This is a genomic window from Flavobacterium sp. AK-301 (assembly GCF_058310215.1).
Genome location: NZ_JBZEES010000011.1, coordinates 54,346 through 71,406 on the forward strand (window position 1 = coordinate 54,346; position 17,061 = coordinate 71,406).

The window sequence follows — 17,061 nt, forward strand, 5'->3', positions numbered from 1 at the left end:
AATTTTTTAAACATGCACTAATTCAACTGTAAAAATAGTTCCTTTATTCGGTTCAGAAGTTACATCAATTGTTCCATTATGAAGGGTAATGATCTTTTTTGTTAAGGATAATCCAATACCGTTTCCTTCTGTAAAAGAGGTGTTAGTACCACGATAAAAAGGAGTAAAGATATGGGGTAAATCCTCTTTTTGTATTCCGATTCCGTTATCCTCAAACCGAATACTGGTTTTTTCAGTAGTACAGTGAATGGTAATAGTTGTTGTGTGGTCTTTAGAGAATTTACATCCGTTTTCGATCAGATTGATAAAGGCAACTTTTAGCAGATATTCATTTCCGTAAACTGAGATCAGATTATCATAGTCGATCTCTTTTTCAAATAATATACGAACTTTAAATTTCGGATGATTGTGTAACACATCATTCTGAGCATCGATCAGCACTTCATCCGGGCGAATGACTTTAAATCCGATTTCGGATGGATCGTAATTCGCTTTTGCCAGATCCAGAAGACTGTTCGATAAATGCACTACCTTTTTAGCATCATTAATGGCATGAGTAATCGATTTTTTATACGTCTCATTCGTTCTTTCATGTTGAACAGAAAGCTGTAATTCAGTAAGCATTGCCGTAATGGGTGTACGTAATTCATGCGAAATATTCGAAACAAAGTCTTTTTGTGCGCCAAAGGATTGTTCCAGTCGGTTCAGCATTTCGTTAAAAGTAGTTGCCAGTTCTGCGATTTCATCCTTACTGTTTGGAATAGTAACGCGTAAATCCAGATGGGTTGCCGATATTTCTTTTACTTTTGTTACCATCTGAGAAACAGGAGACAAGGCACGTTTTGAAAAAACACGTCCCATATTATAAATCAGAAATATTGAACAGAAAAAAACAATAAGAAGTGTATTTTGCAGGTTTTCCGAGTTGTGATAGCCGTTCTGGTCATAAGCTGCAGCTGTAATGATATAATCGGTGTTATTGTGTTTGTATTTTAATCCTACCACCTGCCATTGGTTCAGATAGAATTTGATCACATCGTTTTGTAAAACGGAATCGATCATTCCTTTCGTTTCTTTTACAACATCAATATCTACCGCATCATGATACAAAAGATGAAAGTCTTTATCATAAATAGCCACTTCGACCTCATTGATAATAGAACGGTTGTTACTGTAAATAGCTTGTAAGGTTGCGGTATCAATTTTAGCATTAAAGTAAAGATTTGCCTTGGTTAAAGCTTCTTTGCTTAGACTGTTGTAAAAAGCGGCTTCTCTGCTTTTTTCTCCGGATATATAGATAATAACCGCAAATAACAACAAGACCGATGCGGTCAGAAAAGTAAAAAGAAGACTGAGTCGGTTCTGGATTGTCATAGGTTATTTTCCTCCGTTTTTTAATATAAATCCCATGCCTGATTTGGTATGAATCAGTTTGATATTAAAATCCTTATCTATTTTTTTACGCAGATAATTAATATAAACATCGATGAAATTAGTTCCGGTATCAAAATGGGTATTCCATACTTTTTCTGCAATTTCGGCGCGTGTGAGTACCCGTTCAGGATTCTGTATCATATATTCCATCAGTTTGAATTCCTTTGGCGTAAGTTGTATTTCCTGTCCGGCACGTTTTATTGTTTTGGTATTGTGATCTACCTCTAGATCCAGATAGCTCGATTTTTCAGCATAATTAAAATTTACGGCGCTCCTCTTTAATAAAGCCCTTATTCTGGCAAGCAGTTCTCTAAAATCAAATGGTTTTACTAAATAATCGTCTGCTCCGGCATCAAATCCGTCTACTTTATCATTGGTAGTACCCAGCGCAGTCAGCATGATGACCGGAAGTTGTGGATTGCTGTTCTTGATACTCTGACACAGTTCCAGTCCACTGATTTTGGGCAGAATAATATCCGTTATCATCAGATCATAGGTGTTACTCAGACAAAGTTTTTTGCCCATTTCTCCGTCATAAGCGATCTGGGTTTCAAAACCTTCTTCATCCAGACCTCTTTTTAGTAGTTCCGCTACTCTGGTATCATCTTCAACTATTAAAATTTTAGGCATATTCGGATTAGAATAGGTGTTTGTAAAACGCAAAAATAGAGAATATTTAATTATGGCTTATAAGAGCACGGAAGAAATGAAATCTGAATTTAGTCTTGTTGATGGATAAGGTTACCTTATTCTGTTCTTTTATTATCTTTGATATATGAATTTAGTGATGTTTATTTATTGGTAAATCATATTGATTTATAACTTAAAAACGAAATAGTTATGGGAACACAAATTTTCGTAAATCTGGCAGTAAGAGATCTCAAAAAATCAAAAAACTTTTTTGAAAAACTAGGTTTTCCATTTAACCCTAAGTTTACAAACAATGATGGAGCCTGTATGATTATTAACGATAAAGGTTTCGTTATGTTACTGGCAGAACCTTTCTTTAAAACCTTTACCAAAAAGAAAATCGTTAATGCCACTAAAAGTACCGAAGTGCTTATTGCTCTTTCGAAAGAAAGCAGAAAAGCGGTCGATGAACTAATGGCAAAAGCCCTGACGTTGGGAGCCGTTGAGTCCAGAGAAGCACATCAGGATCATGGCTTTATGTACGGTCGCAGTTTTAGTGATTTAGATGGGCATATCTGGGAGATTATCTGGATGGACCCTGTGGCGGGACCTAAATAAAGACAAGAAATATTCTATATCCTGTTTTACCTCGTTATTTTCATTTGGGTTCGTTATTTTGATAATCTGATGGGTTGTTAAATTTGTTTTGTATGGCGTTGATTTGTAGATAAATGAAGTAAACGTCTTTAAAAACAAGACTAAAGTGTACTTTTATATGCGTTATACTGTTATCTTTAGCGATTTATTTTGAAAAATAAAACGATTATGGAGAAAAAGTTCTGTAATTATAAGATCGTTGTTTTTAGTAATTAACACTATCAGTACAATATGAATAAAATTATTTTTCCGGTGTTGTTGTTGGTAATATGGGGTAGTAATGCTCAGGAGACTGTTTCGGGGTCTTCTCCGTCGGATATACTGTCTAAAACTTTAGCAGAGAAATTTAGTATAGCACGAATTGTCAATTTTCAGTATGAAAGACTGACTTCTCATAATTTTGATACTAAATTTTTAGGAGAGAATCTGAAAGAAAGAAGGATTACTGGTAATGATCGTTTAAAAGTAAATTTTAATATTCCCGTTATTACAAACCGAAAAAGTAAGCTGACCTATTCGCTGTTTTATAACTATGAAGGTTTCAGTATGCAAGATGTGGGAGACAAAAGTATTTCCAGAGATATGAATCTGCATTATATTAGTTCCATTGTCAGTTATACGTTTTTTTCTACACTGTTTAAAAAACCGATTATTTATAATGGAAGTCTGGTCGTAGACGGAAGTCAGAAAAATATTGAAAGAGTAAAGCCGATGGCATCTGCTATTTTAGTTCTGAAAAAAACCGATAAAACAACAATGACAGTTGGTGTAGTTGGGTTTTATGATCCGGCATCCAGAATTCCTGCATTCCCTATTTTTACGTATAGTCACCGATTTGATAATAACCTGAGGCTGGATTTTATTCTGCCTCAACGTATCTTGTTACAGACCAGAGTTGCTAAATCAGGGCGTTTATCTTTAGGATCAGAACTGAGCTCTACGAATTATTATATGAGGTCAAAGGAAATTGTTCCTTATGCTGATAAATTTGAATTTCGTCAGACGGAGATTCGATCTGGTCTTTCGTATGAATATCTGATTAAAAATTCAATTGTATTGACGGCAAAATCCGGCATGATGAATGTGCTGTCATCTCGATTATCAGAGAGAGGGAAATCATTTTCTGACGGTCATTATATTATGAAATTTACACCAAAAGCTTCTGCTTATTTTAATGTGGGAGTCTCTTTTAATCCATTCTGATCATTTCGTTTTCAGGAAATAAAACAGGATTTGGTTTGAAGCCCTTTTTTTTACTACTTTTATCGGGATAATAATCAGTCTATGTATAAATCCCTATATATTCTATTGTTTTTTGTAGTGCTAAACGGTTATGCTCAACAGGAAATGGAAAATGAACCGGACCATCAGATGATGATGTTCAGTAGTGACGCACTCAGAGAAAGTGTTAGTGAAGTAATTGATTCTGTAGATATAAAGGTAATTGATCCCTATTACAGAGAAGATCAGTTCTATGTTGGTGTTACTTATAATTTACTACAGAGCAGACCGGAGGGAATTTCTCAAAAATCATTTTCCACCGGACTACATTTTGGTTTTTTGAGAGATATGCCCATTAATAAGAATAGAACCTATTCGATTGCTGCCGGATTAGGATTTTCGATTAATAATCTGGAGCAGAATCTGAGGATTTCTGAAGTAGATGGGCAAATACTGTATCAGCCAACACCTAAGGATGTTAAGGTTAATAAAAATAAATTAGCATTAAATTATCTGGAATTACCCATAGAATTTAGATGGAGAACATCAACATTTGATAGTTATAAGTTTTGGCGGATATATACCGGTTTTAAACTGAGTTATTTAGTGTCTGATCGGTCTAAATTTGTATCCGGGGATATTCATGAAACTGTAAAAGGGAATAAGGATCTCAACAAACTTCAGTATGGTATTTATACAGCCTTTGGTTATAATACATGGAACTTTTATGTTTATTATGGCTTAAATCCTATTTTTAAATCCGGAACGGTCAACGGGCAGGCGGTAGATCTTACTACAGTCAATCTGGGGCTGATGTTTTATATTTTATAACCAGAAATACCATAAAGCAACCTGAGGGATAATTCCTGCAATAGCTCCCAGGATAAGTTCTTTATAACGATGTCCTTTGAGAGATAATCTTGAAGATGCGACCACGCCGATACAAAAGACCAATAAGGCAATATTTTCTATTAAATGAGTCTGTGTATGAATACTTATTCCGATTACAAATACGGTCAGGGTAGTGATCCCTATGATATGCAGACTGGCTTTGTGTTTGAGGATTACCAGTAATAAAGCAATTACCGTACTGATTAAGCAACCTGTAAAAAAGTAATAGAGTTCTGGTATTGCATCAATAGTAATACTTTTTTCTATCAGTATAAATAACAGAACGGAGTGAATAAATAAAGGAATTTTTCTCTGAGTCAGGTCTGTATTAGCCAGTGAATTGATTTTACCTAGAGACAGTAACAGATAATATACAGAAGCCGGAATCAGAACCGTAACAAGGAGTATTTGTATAACGGTCAGATAGATTTGTTGATACATGAAAAAGCGTCCGCCAAAATAAAAATAAAAAAGTACCGCATAAACGGATATAAAAAGCGGGTGAAAAATATAGGAAAAAAAGGATAGTATTTTTTTCATTTAGAGAGGTTTCACTTTAGCAGGTGCTTATATTTTTTTTCTCATTCTTGCTACTGGAATATCCAGTTGTTCTCTATATTTGGCAATTGTTCTTCGGGCGATAGGATATCCTTTTTCTTTTAAAATTTCGGCTAATTTATCATCAGGAAGTGGTTTTTTCTTATCTTCTTCTTCAATAATATTCTGTAATATCTTTTTGATTTCAATCGTAGAAACTTCTTCTCCCTGATCATTCATCATTGCTTCGGAGAAAAATTCTTTGATTAGTTTTGTCCCGTAAGGAGTATCAACATACTTACTGTTAGCAACACGGGAAACAGTGGAGATATCCAGACCGACCATGTCTGCAATATCTTTCAGAATCATTGGTTTTAGCTTTGTTTCGTCACCATCAAGAAAGTATTCTTCCTGATAATGCATAATGGCATTCATGGTCACGTAAAGTGTTTCCTGACGTTGTTTGATCGCATCAATAAACCATTTTGCTGAATCTAGTTTCTGTTTAATAAACTGAACGGCTTCTTTCTGTGCATTTGATTTTTCACGGGCATCTTTATAACCCTGTAACATTTCCTGATAGTCCTTTGAAACATGGAGTTCCGGTGCATTTCGTCCGTTGAGTGTAAGTTCCAGTTCTCCTTCTACAATAGTAATGGCAAAATCAGGAACAACATGCTCAATAACTCGGTTGTTACCGGTATAAGCACCGCCAGGTTTGGGATTTAGTCGTTCTATTTCCTCTATTGCTTTTTTAAGAGCATCTTGTGAAATATCATATTTTTGTAACAATTTGTCATAGTGCTTTTTAGTAAAGGCATCAAACTGGTTTTCAATAATATCAGTTGCTAAAGAGATGGATTCCGTTGGGGTTTTATGTCGTAATTGTAATAGTAAACATTCTTGAAGATCACGGGCACCAACGCCGGAAGGCTCTAGTTCATGGATGATATGCAGCATGTTTTCTACTGTTTTTTCATCTGTGTAAATTCCTTGTGTAAAAGCCATATCATCGACTATATCCTGAACACTTCTGCGGATGTAACCCATATCATCAATGCTTCCTACGAGGAATTCAGCGATTTCTCTTTGAGAATCGTTTAGGATAAAAGTATTTAACTGATTGATCAGATCTTGATGAAAACTAATAGGAGCAGCAAAGGGCATGGTTTTATCATCATCATCGTCACTATAATTATTTGTTTGCGTTTTATAATTTGGGACTTCATCATCACTCAGGTATTCATCTATATTGATCTCATCAGTATCAATTCGGTCATTGTCATCATAATCATCATACTCGTCATATTCCGGAGTATCATATTCATCATGATCAGGTTCTTCTTCCTTACCGGTTTCCAAAGCCGGATTTTCAACCATTTCTTCTTTTAAGCGTTGTTCAAAAGCTTGTGTAGGCAATTGAATCAACTTCATCAGTTGAATTTGCTGAGGAGATAATTTCTGAGATAATTTTAATTGTAAATATTGCTTCAGCATGTTTTATAACCTTGTGATACTTTTATAAAAATACGAAAAAACAAGCAACAAAAGAAGTTTCATTTTTCGGATGATAATCAGAAAAGGAGAATACCGGGTTTGTTGCTTGTTCAGAAGAGTTCTTAAAACTCTGCGTTTTGTGGTGTTCTCGGGAAAGGGATCACATCTCTGATGTTTGTCATACCGGTTACAAAAAGCACCAGTCTTTCAAAACCAAGACCAAAACCGCTGTGTACAGCTGTTCCAAATCTTCGTGTATCTAAATACCACCATAATTCTTCCTCATCAATTCCGAGGTCTTTTATCTTTTGTTGTAAAACGTCCAGACGTTCTTCTCTCTGAGAGCCTCCGACAATTTCTCCAATACCCGGGAAAAGAATGTCCATGGCTCTTACCGTTTTCTGATCTTCGTTCAGACGCATATAGAATGCTTTTATTTTTGCAGGATAATCAAATACGATTACCGGACATTTAAAGTGTTTTTCTACTAAGAAACGTTCGTGCTCACTTTGTAGATCAGCACCCCATTCTTCAAGGATATAGTTGAATTTTTTATTTTTATTCGGTTTAGAGTTTTTCAGTATGTCAAAAGCTTCCGTGTAGCTGACACGTTTGAAATTGTTATCTAATATGAAATTTAATTTTTCCAGTAAAGCCATTTCGCTTCTTTCCGCCTGAGGTTTGTTTTTCTCCTCGTCCAGAAGACGTTGTTCTAAAAACTTCAGATCATCGGCACATTTCTCAACGGTGTATTTTACTACATACTTAATAAAGTCTTCCGCCAGATCCATGTTGTCATCCAGATTATTAAAAGCTACTTCCGGTTCGATCATCCAGAATTCTGCCAGATGACGGGAAGTATTAGAGTTTTCTGCTCTGAAAGTAGGTCCGAAAGTATAGATCTGACCCAATGCCATAGCATACGTTTCTCCTTCTAACTGTCCGGAAACCGTTAGGTTCGTTTCTTTACCAAAAAAATCTTCTTTATAATCGATTTTCCCTTCTTCATTTCTTGGAGGATTATCAAGAGAAAGAGAAGTTACCTGTAGCATTTCTCCCGCTCCTTCGGCATCAGATCCGGTAATAATAGGGGTGTTAACATAGAAAAACCCTTGTTCCTGAAAATAGTTGTGTACTGCAAAAGCCAGTGTGGAACGTACACGCATGATCGCTCCAAAAGCATTTGTTCGTACACGTAAATGTGCATTTTCACGTAAAAATTCCAGAGAGTGTTTCTTTGGCTGCATAGGATACTTTTCAGGATCACAATCGCCTAGTATTTTTAATTCACTTACCTGAATTTCAACACTCTGCCCTGATCCCTGACTTTCGATTAGTGTTCCTTTTACCGCAACAGACGCTCCGGTAGTGATTCTTTTCAGGGTTTCTTCCGGCATGTTTTCAAAATCAACAACGCACTGGATATTATGTATTGTAGAACCATCATTTAACGCAATAAAACGATTACTTCTAAAGGTTCTGACCCAGCCTTTAGCATGAACTTCATGTAATCTTTGTGTACTGTTTAATAGCTCCTTAACTTTTGTATGTTTCATTTTATATACTATTTTCTAAATTGTCTTTATATTTTACTTTGACTAAAAAGTTTTCGTTAAAACAGGCTGCAAAGGTAATAAAAACCTTAGTGAAACGAGAACAATAAAGATAGGATTTACGATATCAGATATTAGAGGTACGATATTTTGGAAGAAAGAATCAAGAATCAAGAAAAAAGAGATCTGATATACGGTTGTTCCCCTGTGGGGTTAGAGTTATAATTAAAGAAAGGCTAATTTTTAACATGAATTATATTATTTGTATTGTATTGCAAAAATAATACTACATTATTAAGATAATATATTATATTTGTTTTTTTTACCTTAAATTTTTATTAAAAAACAACTAAAGCAAACAAAAAACAAACAAAATTTCACTAATAATAACTATACAATGAATTATTTAGAAAAAAATAAAGAGAAAAGAATCGTTATTCGTATTCCTACATATGATAAGGTCATACATTTTTCAGATTTAGAAATACATCAGAAACTGCTTTCTCACAGCCGATTCCAATTTTTGTGGCGTATATCAGGAGATCTAATGACCAATTCACAAAAAGATTTTAAATACTTTCAGAATTTTCAGGATATGGAAATTACTTTTTCGTTGTATACAACAGCGGGGAAAGAAGTAATTTATAAAGGACTAATTACAGAAATGGATCTGGATAACCGGGACGGGAGTACTCGTGGATTTCTGGTTACCGGATACAGTCATACTATTGCTATGGAAGATCTGTCTCACAGCAGAATGCATCTTAACAAGAGTTTGGCTGCTATTGCAAAAGATACTTTAGCGGGGCATACTCAGGGATTATGGGAACCGGAAGACATGGAGCCCAGATATACCGATGTTATCCCGTCCGTTATGCAGTCGAATGAGAACAGTTGGGAATTTATGACCCGCCTGGCAAAACGATATGGAGAATTTTTCTATTGGGACGGGCGAAGGCTTCAGTTTCGTTTAAAAGAATCCGGGATAACCTTAAAAAACGGACTTCATCTTAGAAAGTTTGGGATGAAATCAATTCTGATAAGTAATAAATCCGCTTTATCCGGCTATGATTATCAGCGGGCAGAAATAATAAAATCCGAGCAGGAGCATACGCAGAACCATTTTACTTCCGATTTGATGAAAAGTGCTCTTGATGCACAGGGAAGTCAGTATAGACGGAAACTGAAAGAGGATATTCCTTATCAGTACTATATCCCTGGGGTCGGAAACGAAAAAGAGATTGAAAATATGGGACGTTTAGCTACTTCAGGCAAAGCCTCCCGAATGGTAATTTATACCGCAATTACTGCTGATCCGATCAATATAGGGAATATTATAACCATAAATAATGATGGTGTATTGCATGATATTATTATAACGAAATGTACTTTTCGCAGTGTAGGAACCGGAAATCTGAACAACGAATTCGAAGGTATTCCGGCAGATTGTATTCAGCCGTCTTATACCGATCCGTTAGTAAGAGGATTTGCTTATGACCAGTCCGCTGTGGTAATTGATAATAATGATCCCAAAGGAATGGGGCGCATACGGGTAAAATACTTCTGGAATAACCGTACCAGTGAAAATGAAAGTGACTGGATTCGGACAGTAGTTCCTTATGCCGGAAACGGAAGAGGTTTTTATTTTGCACCCGAAATAGGGGATGAAGTATTTGTTTCCTTTCAAGGGAATCATCCCGATGCTCCTTATGTGTTTGGTGCTATTTATAATGGAAAAGCAGTTTCCGGTTTTGCTACAGCAGAGAATGATTTAAAAGGGATCGCTTCATTAAAAAGCAAATTAGAAATGAACGATGGTAAAGACAAAGGAAGTTTGTGCTTTACAGACGGTAGCCAGGTGAATGTAGAAATGGACGGAAAAGGGAACTTAACCCTTTCTGCTCCCGAAACAATAAATATAAATTGTAAAAACCTGGTTGTCAATACGACAGAAAATAGTGTTGAAACAGTGGGAGCCAATAAAATAACTACTGTGGAAATGAATAATACAACAGTAACAGGATTGATGCATCAACTCAATGCCCAAAATATAATAGAACAGGCAGAGAATATGTTTACCAGTGAATCTTCAGAATATTCTAAGGTATCCGAAAAGGTAAATATAATATCTCAGGATGAAAATATAGTTATCAATACATCAAATGATATGAAAATAAAATCCGGAGAAAAAAGCAGTAATAGTTAATAAGATGAGAAAATTTTTAATCCTGCTATTACTATTGTGTTTTACTATGGTTTCGTGTGAGAAAAAATATGATTGGAGTATGTATGTTTCGGGACCTAAGCATTATGGCGCAACCATAACGGTCAACTATCATTTTGATAATGATCCGGATAGTGATGATTTTGTAGGTACTATGGGTACCGGTAATGCAGGTTGGGGTAATGCTGTTGGAGGTATGGGGAGTGGTAATGGAGGTAAAAAGCCACTGCCTCAATTAGCAGTAGTAGAGTGTTATTCTGCCCGTGAAGGAATTACCTATGAAGCAATCGTTCCATTACCTAAAAAAGAAATGGAAAAATTATTTAAAGAAAAATGGGTTGCTCCGGAAGGTATTCCTGATAAATATGGATCAATCATTTGTGGATGTGCTCCGGGAGGTAAGATCGTTTTTTGGTTAAATAGTTATAGTAAAGTTACTGAAGTAATACGTGTTCAGGGTAAAGAAATTGCACGGGAAACGGCAGCGGAACGTGCTGCCTATTATAATCGAAAACCTAAAAAAGAGCAAAACTGGATCGATACGAATGGTATTCCCTATGGTACCTGGGATAAATATGAAAAGGAATTTGTATGGCATATAGAAGGTTTAACAGATAACATTAATTCTGTAGAGAGTTTTTTTGCTAACTTAAATTATACACAGGGACAGGAAGAGCACTATAATGGAGAAGGAGTTCGAGTAAAGAATACTATTTCCTGGGAACAGTTATTAGGGAAAAAGAAGTTTTTAAAAAAGAAAAGAGGAATTCCATTTTATATAGAGCTTTTTTGGTTTTCTAAAACAGAGGATAAAAGTATGGTTGCTACTTTTCTTTTACCTGTAGAGAAATTAAAACATTATTTTGAGCAGGGATATACAGGAGCAAATAATAAGAACTATTATTATAACCGTCTTGTTTTTGAACTAAAAGAAAATAGAGATGTAATTGTCTGGATAGCTGGAGATGATGGTACTAAGGTGGAAATAAAAAAAGAAATGGGGTCTGTTAATAATCTAGATTACTAAATTATGAAAGAACAAAAAAACGGTAGAATAATAAAAATCTCCAAACAAGCGGTTTTTAAAACACTAAAAAGATTTATAAATACTAGAATAGCTTTAGCTCTGCTGTTACTATTGTGTTTCACTATGATTTCGTGTGAGAAAAAATATGATTGGAGTATGTATGTTTCGGGACCTAAGCATTATGGCGCAACCATAACGGTCAACTATCATTTTGATAATGATCCGGATAGTGATGATTTTGTAGGTACTATGGGTACCGGTAATGCAGGTTGGGGTAATGCAGTTGGAGGTATGGGGAGTGGTAATGGAGGTAAAAAGCCACTGCCTCAATTAGCAGTAGTAGAATGTTATTCTGCCCGTGAAGGAATAACCTATGAAGCAATCGTTTCATTACCTAAAAAAGAAATGGAAAAATTATTTAAAAAAAAATGGGTTGCTCCGGAAGGTACTCCTGATAAATATGGATCAATCATTTGTGGATGTGCTCCGGGAGGTAAGATCGTTTTTTGGTTAAATAGTCATAGTAAAGTTACTGAAGTAATACGTGTTCAGGGAAAAGAAATTGCACGGGAAACAGTAGCGGAACGTGCAGCTTATTATAATCGAAAATCTAAAAAGGAGCAAAACTGGATCGATACGAATGGAATTCCTTATGGTACGTGGGATAAATATGAAAAAGAGTTTGTATGGCAGCCTGTATTGTTAACTCAAAAAGAAAACCCGATCAGTAAAGGGAATGGTATCTCTATTAATTATACTCAGGGTACCAGCGAATCACTAAATAATTGGAAAAATGGTTTTGGAGAAACAGAAGAATATGTCTATCCAACACCTATTTCATGGGATGAAGTTCGGGATTATACGGTTTATGGAACTAATAAGAAAAGAGGGATTCCTTTTTTTGTAGAAATACAGTGGTTTTCTACTTTAGATAAGGTTGCTTATAAAGGAGAAATGCTTCTTCCTGTTCAGGATTTAAAATACTATTTTGAGCAGGGATATATAGGTAAAGAGGATAAAAAATGTAGTTATAACCGTCTTGTCTTTGAAGTTTTTAAAGATAAAAAAATTATAGTCTGGCTAAGTGGGGATGATGGATCAAAAGTAAAATTAAAAGAAGATATAGGAATCTTTTTAAATTATTAAAAGAAATGAAAGAACAAAAAAACGGCAGAATAATAAAAATCTCCAAACAAGCGGTTTTTAAAACACTAAAAAGATTTATAAATACTAGAATAGCTTTAGCTCTGCTGTTACTATTGTGTTTTACTATGGTTTCGTGTGAGAAAAAATATAGATGGACTATGTCTGTTTCGGGACCCAAGCATTATGGAGTAACCATAACGGTCAACTATCATTTTGATAATGATCCAGACGGTGATGATTTTGTAGGGATAAGAGGAACTGGTAATGCTGGTTGGGGAAATAGTTCAGATGGTGTGAGTAGCGGTAATGGAGGAGAAAAAAAACCGTTGCCTCAACTGGCAGTAGTAGAATGTTATTCTGCCCGTGAAGGAGTTACTTATGAAGCGATTGTTCCATTACCTAAAAAAGAAATGGAAAAAATGTTTGATAAAAAAATAAATGATACAATTCAATGGTATGAAGGCAAAAAAAGAATAATAGAGAGAAATTATTTTGATATAACATGTGGATGTGTTCCGGGAGGCGAGATTGTTTTTTGGGCTACGAACGGTAGAGACAAAGAAGAGATTACCAGAGCTCAGGGTAAAGAAATTGCAAGGGAAACAGCAGCGGAACGTACAGCCTATTATAATCGAAAACCTAAAAAGGAGCAAAACTGGATCGATACGAATGGAATTCCTTATGGTATGTGGGATAAATATGAAAAGGAGTTTGTGTGGAAACCGGATGTATTAACTAATTTATCAGAATTGAATAAACCATATCATATAACTATAAATTATACAAAGGGAGATACAGAATATTATAATGATATAAATCGAGGATATAAAGAAGAAAAAGTAAAACGAAACTGGAATGAAGTTTTAAAAGTAGGTAATGAATTAAAAAAAAGAGCTTTACCTTTTTATATTGATCTTTACCTATTTTCTACAGATTATGAGAAAGGACTAAGATCAGAGATACTTCTTCCGGTTCAGGATTTAAAATGCTATTTTGAACAGGGCTATATTGGAATGGATGGTAAAAAGCAAGATTATAATCGACTGGTTTTTGAAATACAGCAGGATAAAACGGTTATTATTTGGTTGGTAGGAGAAGATGGTTTTAAAATAGAGATTAAAAAAGATAAAGCAACTACAGACTGGAATTAAAATGAAAGAACAAAAAAATGGAAGAATAATAAAAATCTCTAAACAAGCGGTTTTTAAAACACTAAAAAGGTTTATAAATACTACAATAGCTTTAGTTCTGCTGTTACTATTGTGTTTTACTATGGTTTCGTGTGAGAAAAAATACGATTGGAGTATGTCAGTTTCTGGTCCCAAGCATTATGGCGCAACCATAACGGTCAACTATCATTTTAATAATAATCCGGATAGCGATGATTTTGTGGGAGCTATAGGTACCGGTAATGCCGGCTGGGGAAAAGCGGTTAGTGCTATTGGGTCCGGTAATAGCGGTAAAAAGCCTATGCCTCAATTAGCAGTAGTAGAATGTTATTCTGCTCGTGAAGGAATTACCTATGAAGCGATTGTACCCTTACCTAAAAAAGAAATGGAAAAAATGTTTGATAAGAAATTTTATGATACGATGTATTGGAAAGGTCGAAAGATAATAGAAAAAAGATATTTTGATATTCTTTGTGGATGCGTTCCGGGAGGTGAGATTGTTTTTTGGGCTACTAATGGTAAAAATAAAGAAGAGATTATCAGAGCTCAGGGTAAAGAAATTGCAAGGGAAACGGCAGCGGAACGTGCAGCCTATTATAATCGAAAACCTCAAAAGGAGCAAAACTGGATTGATACGAATGGTATTCCCTATGGTACCTGGTGTAAATATGAAAAGGAGTTTGTATGGCAGCCTGTATTATTAACTCAAAAAGAAAACCCGATCAGTAAAGGGAATGGTATCTCTATTAATTATACTCAGGGTACCAGTGAATCATTAAATAATTGGAGAAATGGTTATGGAGAAACAGAAGAATATGTCTACCCAACACCTGTTTCATGGGATGAAGTTCAGGATTATACGGTTTATGGAACTAATAAGAAAAGAGGGATTCCTTTTTTTGTAGAAATACAGTGGTTTTCTACTTTAGATAACGTTGCTTATAAAGGAGAAATGCTTCTTCCTGTTCAGGATTTAAAATACTATTTTGAACAGGGATATATAGGTAAAGAGGGTAAAAAATGTAGTTATAACCGTCTTGTCTTTGAAGTTTTTAAAGATAAAAAAATCATAGTCTGGCTAAGTGGCGATGATGGGTCAAAAGTAAAATTAAAAGAAGATATGGGAATCTTTTTAAATTATTAATAGAAATGAAAGAACAAAAAAACGGAAGAATAATAAAAATCTCCAAACAAGCGGTTTTTAAAACCAAAGGTGATTTTACAATAAACAGTACCGGAGATGTTACAATAAGTACTCCGGGTCAGGTACAAATAGAATCCGCTAATACGATCTATAGCGATTTTGAACCCTTTACTCGTCAATGTCCCGGTAGTACGTGGGTGCATCTGGGTGTGTTTTTTGACGGAACCGGAAATAATAAATATAATATTGATCTGCGCCGGAAAAATAAGATTACCATTCCTGCTGATAATAGTAGTTATGACAGTTATCGTGCTAATTTCTCTAATGTCACCCGATTATGGAACTTATATAAAACAGAGAAGATAGAATATGAATCAAAAAATATAAAAACCTATCATGTTCGCACTTATGTAGAAGGAATAGGAACTAAAAAAGGAAAGCCGGATGACAGTATCGGTTCCGGAACAGGCAGAATGGATAGAGGCGTAATTGGGAAAGTTGAAGAAGGGATTAAACAAATTATTAAAGATTTTGATAGAGATGAAGTTGAAAAGAATAAAAAAATAGTCAACGGTATTGAAGTACCGCAAATTGATAAACTGGTTATCGATATTTTTGGCTTTAGTCGGGGAGCAGCTGCGGCACGACATTTTGCCAATGTGATCTCCGATCAGGAAGAATTTGTTTGCGGTGCCTTAGGCGAAGCCCTTGAAAAAGCCGGATATCCTCTTGAAAAAGGTAATGTTGAGATTCGGTTTATCGGGTTGTTTGATACCGTTGCCGCTGTTACGTCTAATACAGAGATTGCACCCGTTGTTACAGGAGCGATCAACGGTTTTACCGTTGGTGGAGCTGTGGGAGCTGCTGTGGGAGCAGGTTCCGGTATTTCCGGCGTAACTAAAGCGGCTCAGAACTGTGATAATGGTAAACTGCGATTGCATTTAGGAAAGATCAAAGCGAAAAGGATCATCCATCTTACCGCAGAAGACGAATACCGAGCCAATTTCCAACTCAATCTGGGTGGAACCCGGGTGCGGATTCCCGGAGCCCATTCCGATATTGGTGGTGGTTATGAAGAAATACGAAGTGAAGTCGATTTTAAACTTTCGTTAGCAGTTAAAAATTTCAGTAGTAAACCGCCGCAGAAACTGGAACAGTTAAGAGAAGCTTTTCTGAAAAGTCTTTTTTATACCGAGAAACAGATTTGGATTGCTACTCAGGTACAGGAAAACACCCAGACGCTGGGCGGGATTAATGGTATTAATGAAACGGTTACTTTAAAAAGTTATACCCATACTCTTATGGGCAATCGTGGTATTATTTCAGATCGCTATAGTCTGATTCCGATGGAGATTATGAAAAAATACAGTATGCAGACAGGAGTAGAATGGATGACCCCGCAGGAAGCCGCTATTAAAGACGAAGAACAAACTATTCCTGAAAGCGATTATACTTTTAGTAATAACAATAAAAGTACAGCAGAAGGAACTGCTTTTTTAGAAAAGATCAACCAGTTGTATTTGAAACATTATTTTGGACAGCTTCAAAATTATGCTCCGGGAGACATACAGATCATAAAAAATAAAATACTGCATATTTCTTCGGAGTACAATAATCCGATGCTGATGGGATTCGTTTACCCGAATCAGCCCAATGCAACCGGAATAAGAGGAGAGTGTCCGGATATAGCTTCCACTTATGAATTACAGTTGGAACAGGATAAAATAAAAAGAAAAGAAAAAAGAATACAGGGAGAGAAACTAGAGAACAGAAAACTCGAACAGCGAAATACGCCTTGGGGAATAGGTACTAAATATTAATAATAGATAGAGAATATTCAGAAACCGAAAATATAAATAATATTTCCGAACAGTTGGCATTTACCATCGAAAAAACCAACTATTGAAAAATCAAATGATCTGATAATCTCC

General features: G+C 35.4%; 14 protein-coding genes. 9 read left to right on the top strand and 5 right to left on the bottom strand.

Translation table 11 applies throughout. The annotated features are described in order from the left end of the window. Window positions 1-6: 6 nt before the first annotated feature. Both AC4FQX_RS12875 and AC4FQX_RS12880 read right to left on the bottom strand, forming a co-directional pair. Window positions 7-1,374, bottom strand: coding sequence for an ATP-binding protein (locus AC4FQX_RS12875; RefSeq protein WP_491168115.1), 1,368 nt, complete (start codon window positions 1,372-1,374; stop codon window positions 7-9). Between the two features lie 3 nt (window positions 1,375-1,377). Then, window positions 1,378-2,064, bottom strand: coding sequence for a response regulator transcription factor (locus AC4FQX_RS12880; protein WP_491168155.1), 687 nt, complete (start codon window positions 2,062-2,064; stop codon window positions 1,378-1,380). A 210-nt stretch (window positions 2,065-2,274) separates the two neighbouring features. Between AC4FQX_RS12880 and AC4FQX_RS12885 the strand changes: the two genes are divergently transcribed. From AC4FQX_RS12885 to AC4FQX_RS12895, 3 genes are all read left to right on the top strand, one after another. Further along, window positions 2,275-2,682 (top strand): VOC family protein, encoded by a 408-nt coding sequence (locus tag AC4FQX_RS12885; RefSeq protein ID WP_491168116.1) that lies wholly within the window; start codon window positions 2,275-2,277, stop codon window positions 2,680-2,682. A 270-nt stretch (window positions 2,683-2,952) separates the two neighbouring features. After that, window positions 2,953-3,924 carry a DUF6268 family outer membrane beta-barrel protein gene (locus AC4FQX_RS12890; protein WP_491168117.1) on the top strand — a complete coding sequence of 324 codons (972 nt, stop codon included), beginning with the start codon at window positions 2,953-2,955 and terminating at the stop codon, window positions 3,922-3,924. Between the two features lie 81 nt (window positions 3,925-4,005). Next, on the top strand, window positions 4,006-4,773 hold the full coding sequence (locus AC4FQX_RS12895) for a porin family protein (protein WP_491168118.1): 768 nt from the start codon (window positions 4,006-4,008) through the stop codon (window positions 4,771-4,773). Here the strand turns inward: AC4FQX_RS12895 and AC4FQX_RS12900 are convergent. From AC4FQX_RS12900 to asnS, 3 genes are all read right to left on the bottom strand, one after another. Continuing rightward, window positions 4,768-5,373: a hypothetical protein gene (locus AC4FQX_RS12900; protein ID WP_491168119.1), complete on the bottom strand. Its 606-nt coding sequence runs from the start codon at window positions 5,371-5,373 to the stop codon at window positions 4,768-4,770. The two genes, AC4FQX_RS12895 and AC4FQX_RS12900, sit on opposite strands and share 6 nt — an antisense overlap. Window positions 5,374-5,400: 27 nt before the next feature. After that, the gene (gene rpoN / locus AC4FQX_RS12905; RefSeq protein WP_491168120.1) at window positions 5,401-6,867 is read right to left on the bottom strand and encodes an RNA polymerase factor sigma-54; all 1,467 of its coding nucleotides are present in this window, start codon (window positions 6,865-6,867) and stop codon (window positions 5,401-5,403) included. Between the two features lie 122 nt (window positions 6,868-6,989). Beyond that, window positions 6,990-8,423, bottom strand: coding sequence for an asparagine--tRNA ligase (asnS, locus tag AC4FQX_RS12910; RefSeq protein ID WP_491168121.1), 1,434 nt, complete (start codon window positions 8,421-8,423; stop codon window positions 6,990-6,992). 394 nt (window positions 8,424-8,817) lie between these two features. Here asnS and AC4FQX_RS12915 point away from each other — a divergent pair, with 394 nt between their 5' ends. From AC4FQX_RS12915 to AC4FQX_RS12940, 6 genes are read left to right on the top strand one after another with little or no spacing between them, the layout of a single operon-like run. After that, window positions 8,818-10,626, top strand: a complete 1,809-nt coding sequence (locus AC4FQX_RS12915) for a phage baseplate assembly protein V (RefSeq protein WP_491168122.1) — start codon at window positions 8,818-8,820, stop codon at window positions 10,624-10,626. A gap of 4 nt (window positions 10,627-10,630) precedes the next feature. Further along, a complete protein-coding gene (locus tag AC4FQX_RS12920) occupies window positions 10,631-11,671 on the top strand; it encodes a DUF2931 family protein (RefSeq protein ID WP_491168123.1) in 1,041 nt (346 codons plus the stop codon). Between the two features lie 3 nt (window positions 11,672-11,674). After that, window positions 11,675-12,817 (top strand): DUF2931 family protein, encoded by a 1,143-nt coding sequence (locus tag AC4FQX_RS12925; protein ID WP_491168124.1) that lies wholly within the window; start codon window positions 11,675-11,677, stop codon window positions 12,815-12,817. A gap of 5 nt (window positions 12,818-12,822) precedes the next feature. Then, window positions 12,823-13,968 carry a DUF2931 family protein gene (locus AC4FQX_RS12930; protein ID WP_491168125.1) on the top strand — a complete coding sequence of 382 codons (1,146 nt, stop codon included), beginning with the start codon at window positions 12,823-12,825 and terminating at the stop codon, window positions 13,966-13,968. A gap of 1 nt (window position 13,969) precedes the next feature. Further along, a complete protein-coding gene (locus tag AC4FQX_RS12935) occupies window positions 13,970-15,130 on the top strand; it encodes a DUF2931 family protein (protein WP_491168126.1) in 1,161 nt (386 codons plus the stop codon). Between the two features lie 5 nt (window positions 15,131-15,135). After that, window positions 15,136-16,950, top strand: coding sequence for a T6SS phospholipase effector Tle1-like catalytic domain-containing protein (locus tag AC4FQX_RS12940; protein WP_491168127.1), 1,815 nt, complete (start codon window positions 15,136-15,138; stop codon window positions 16,948-16,950). The last annotated feature ends 111 nt before the right edge of the window (window positions 16,951-17,061 follow it).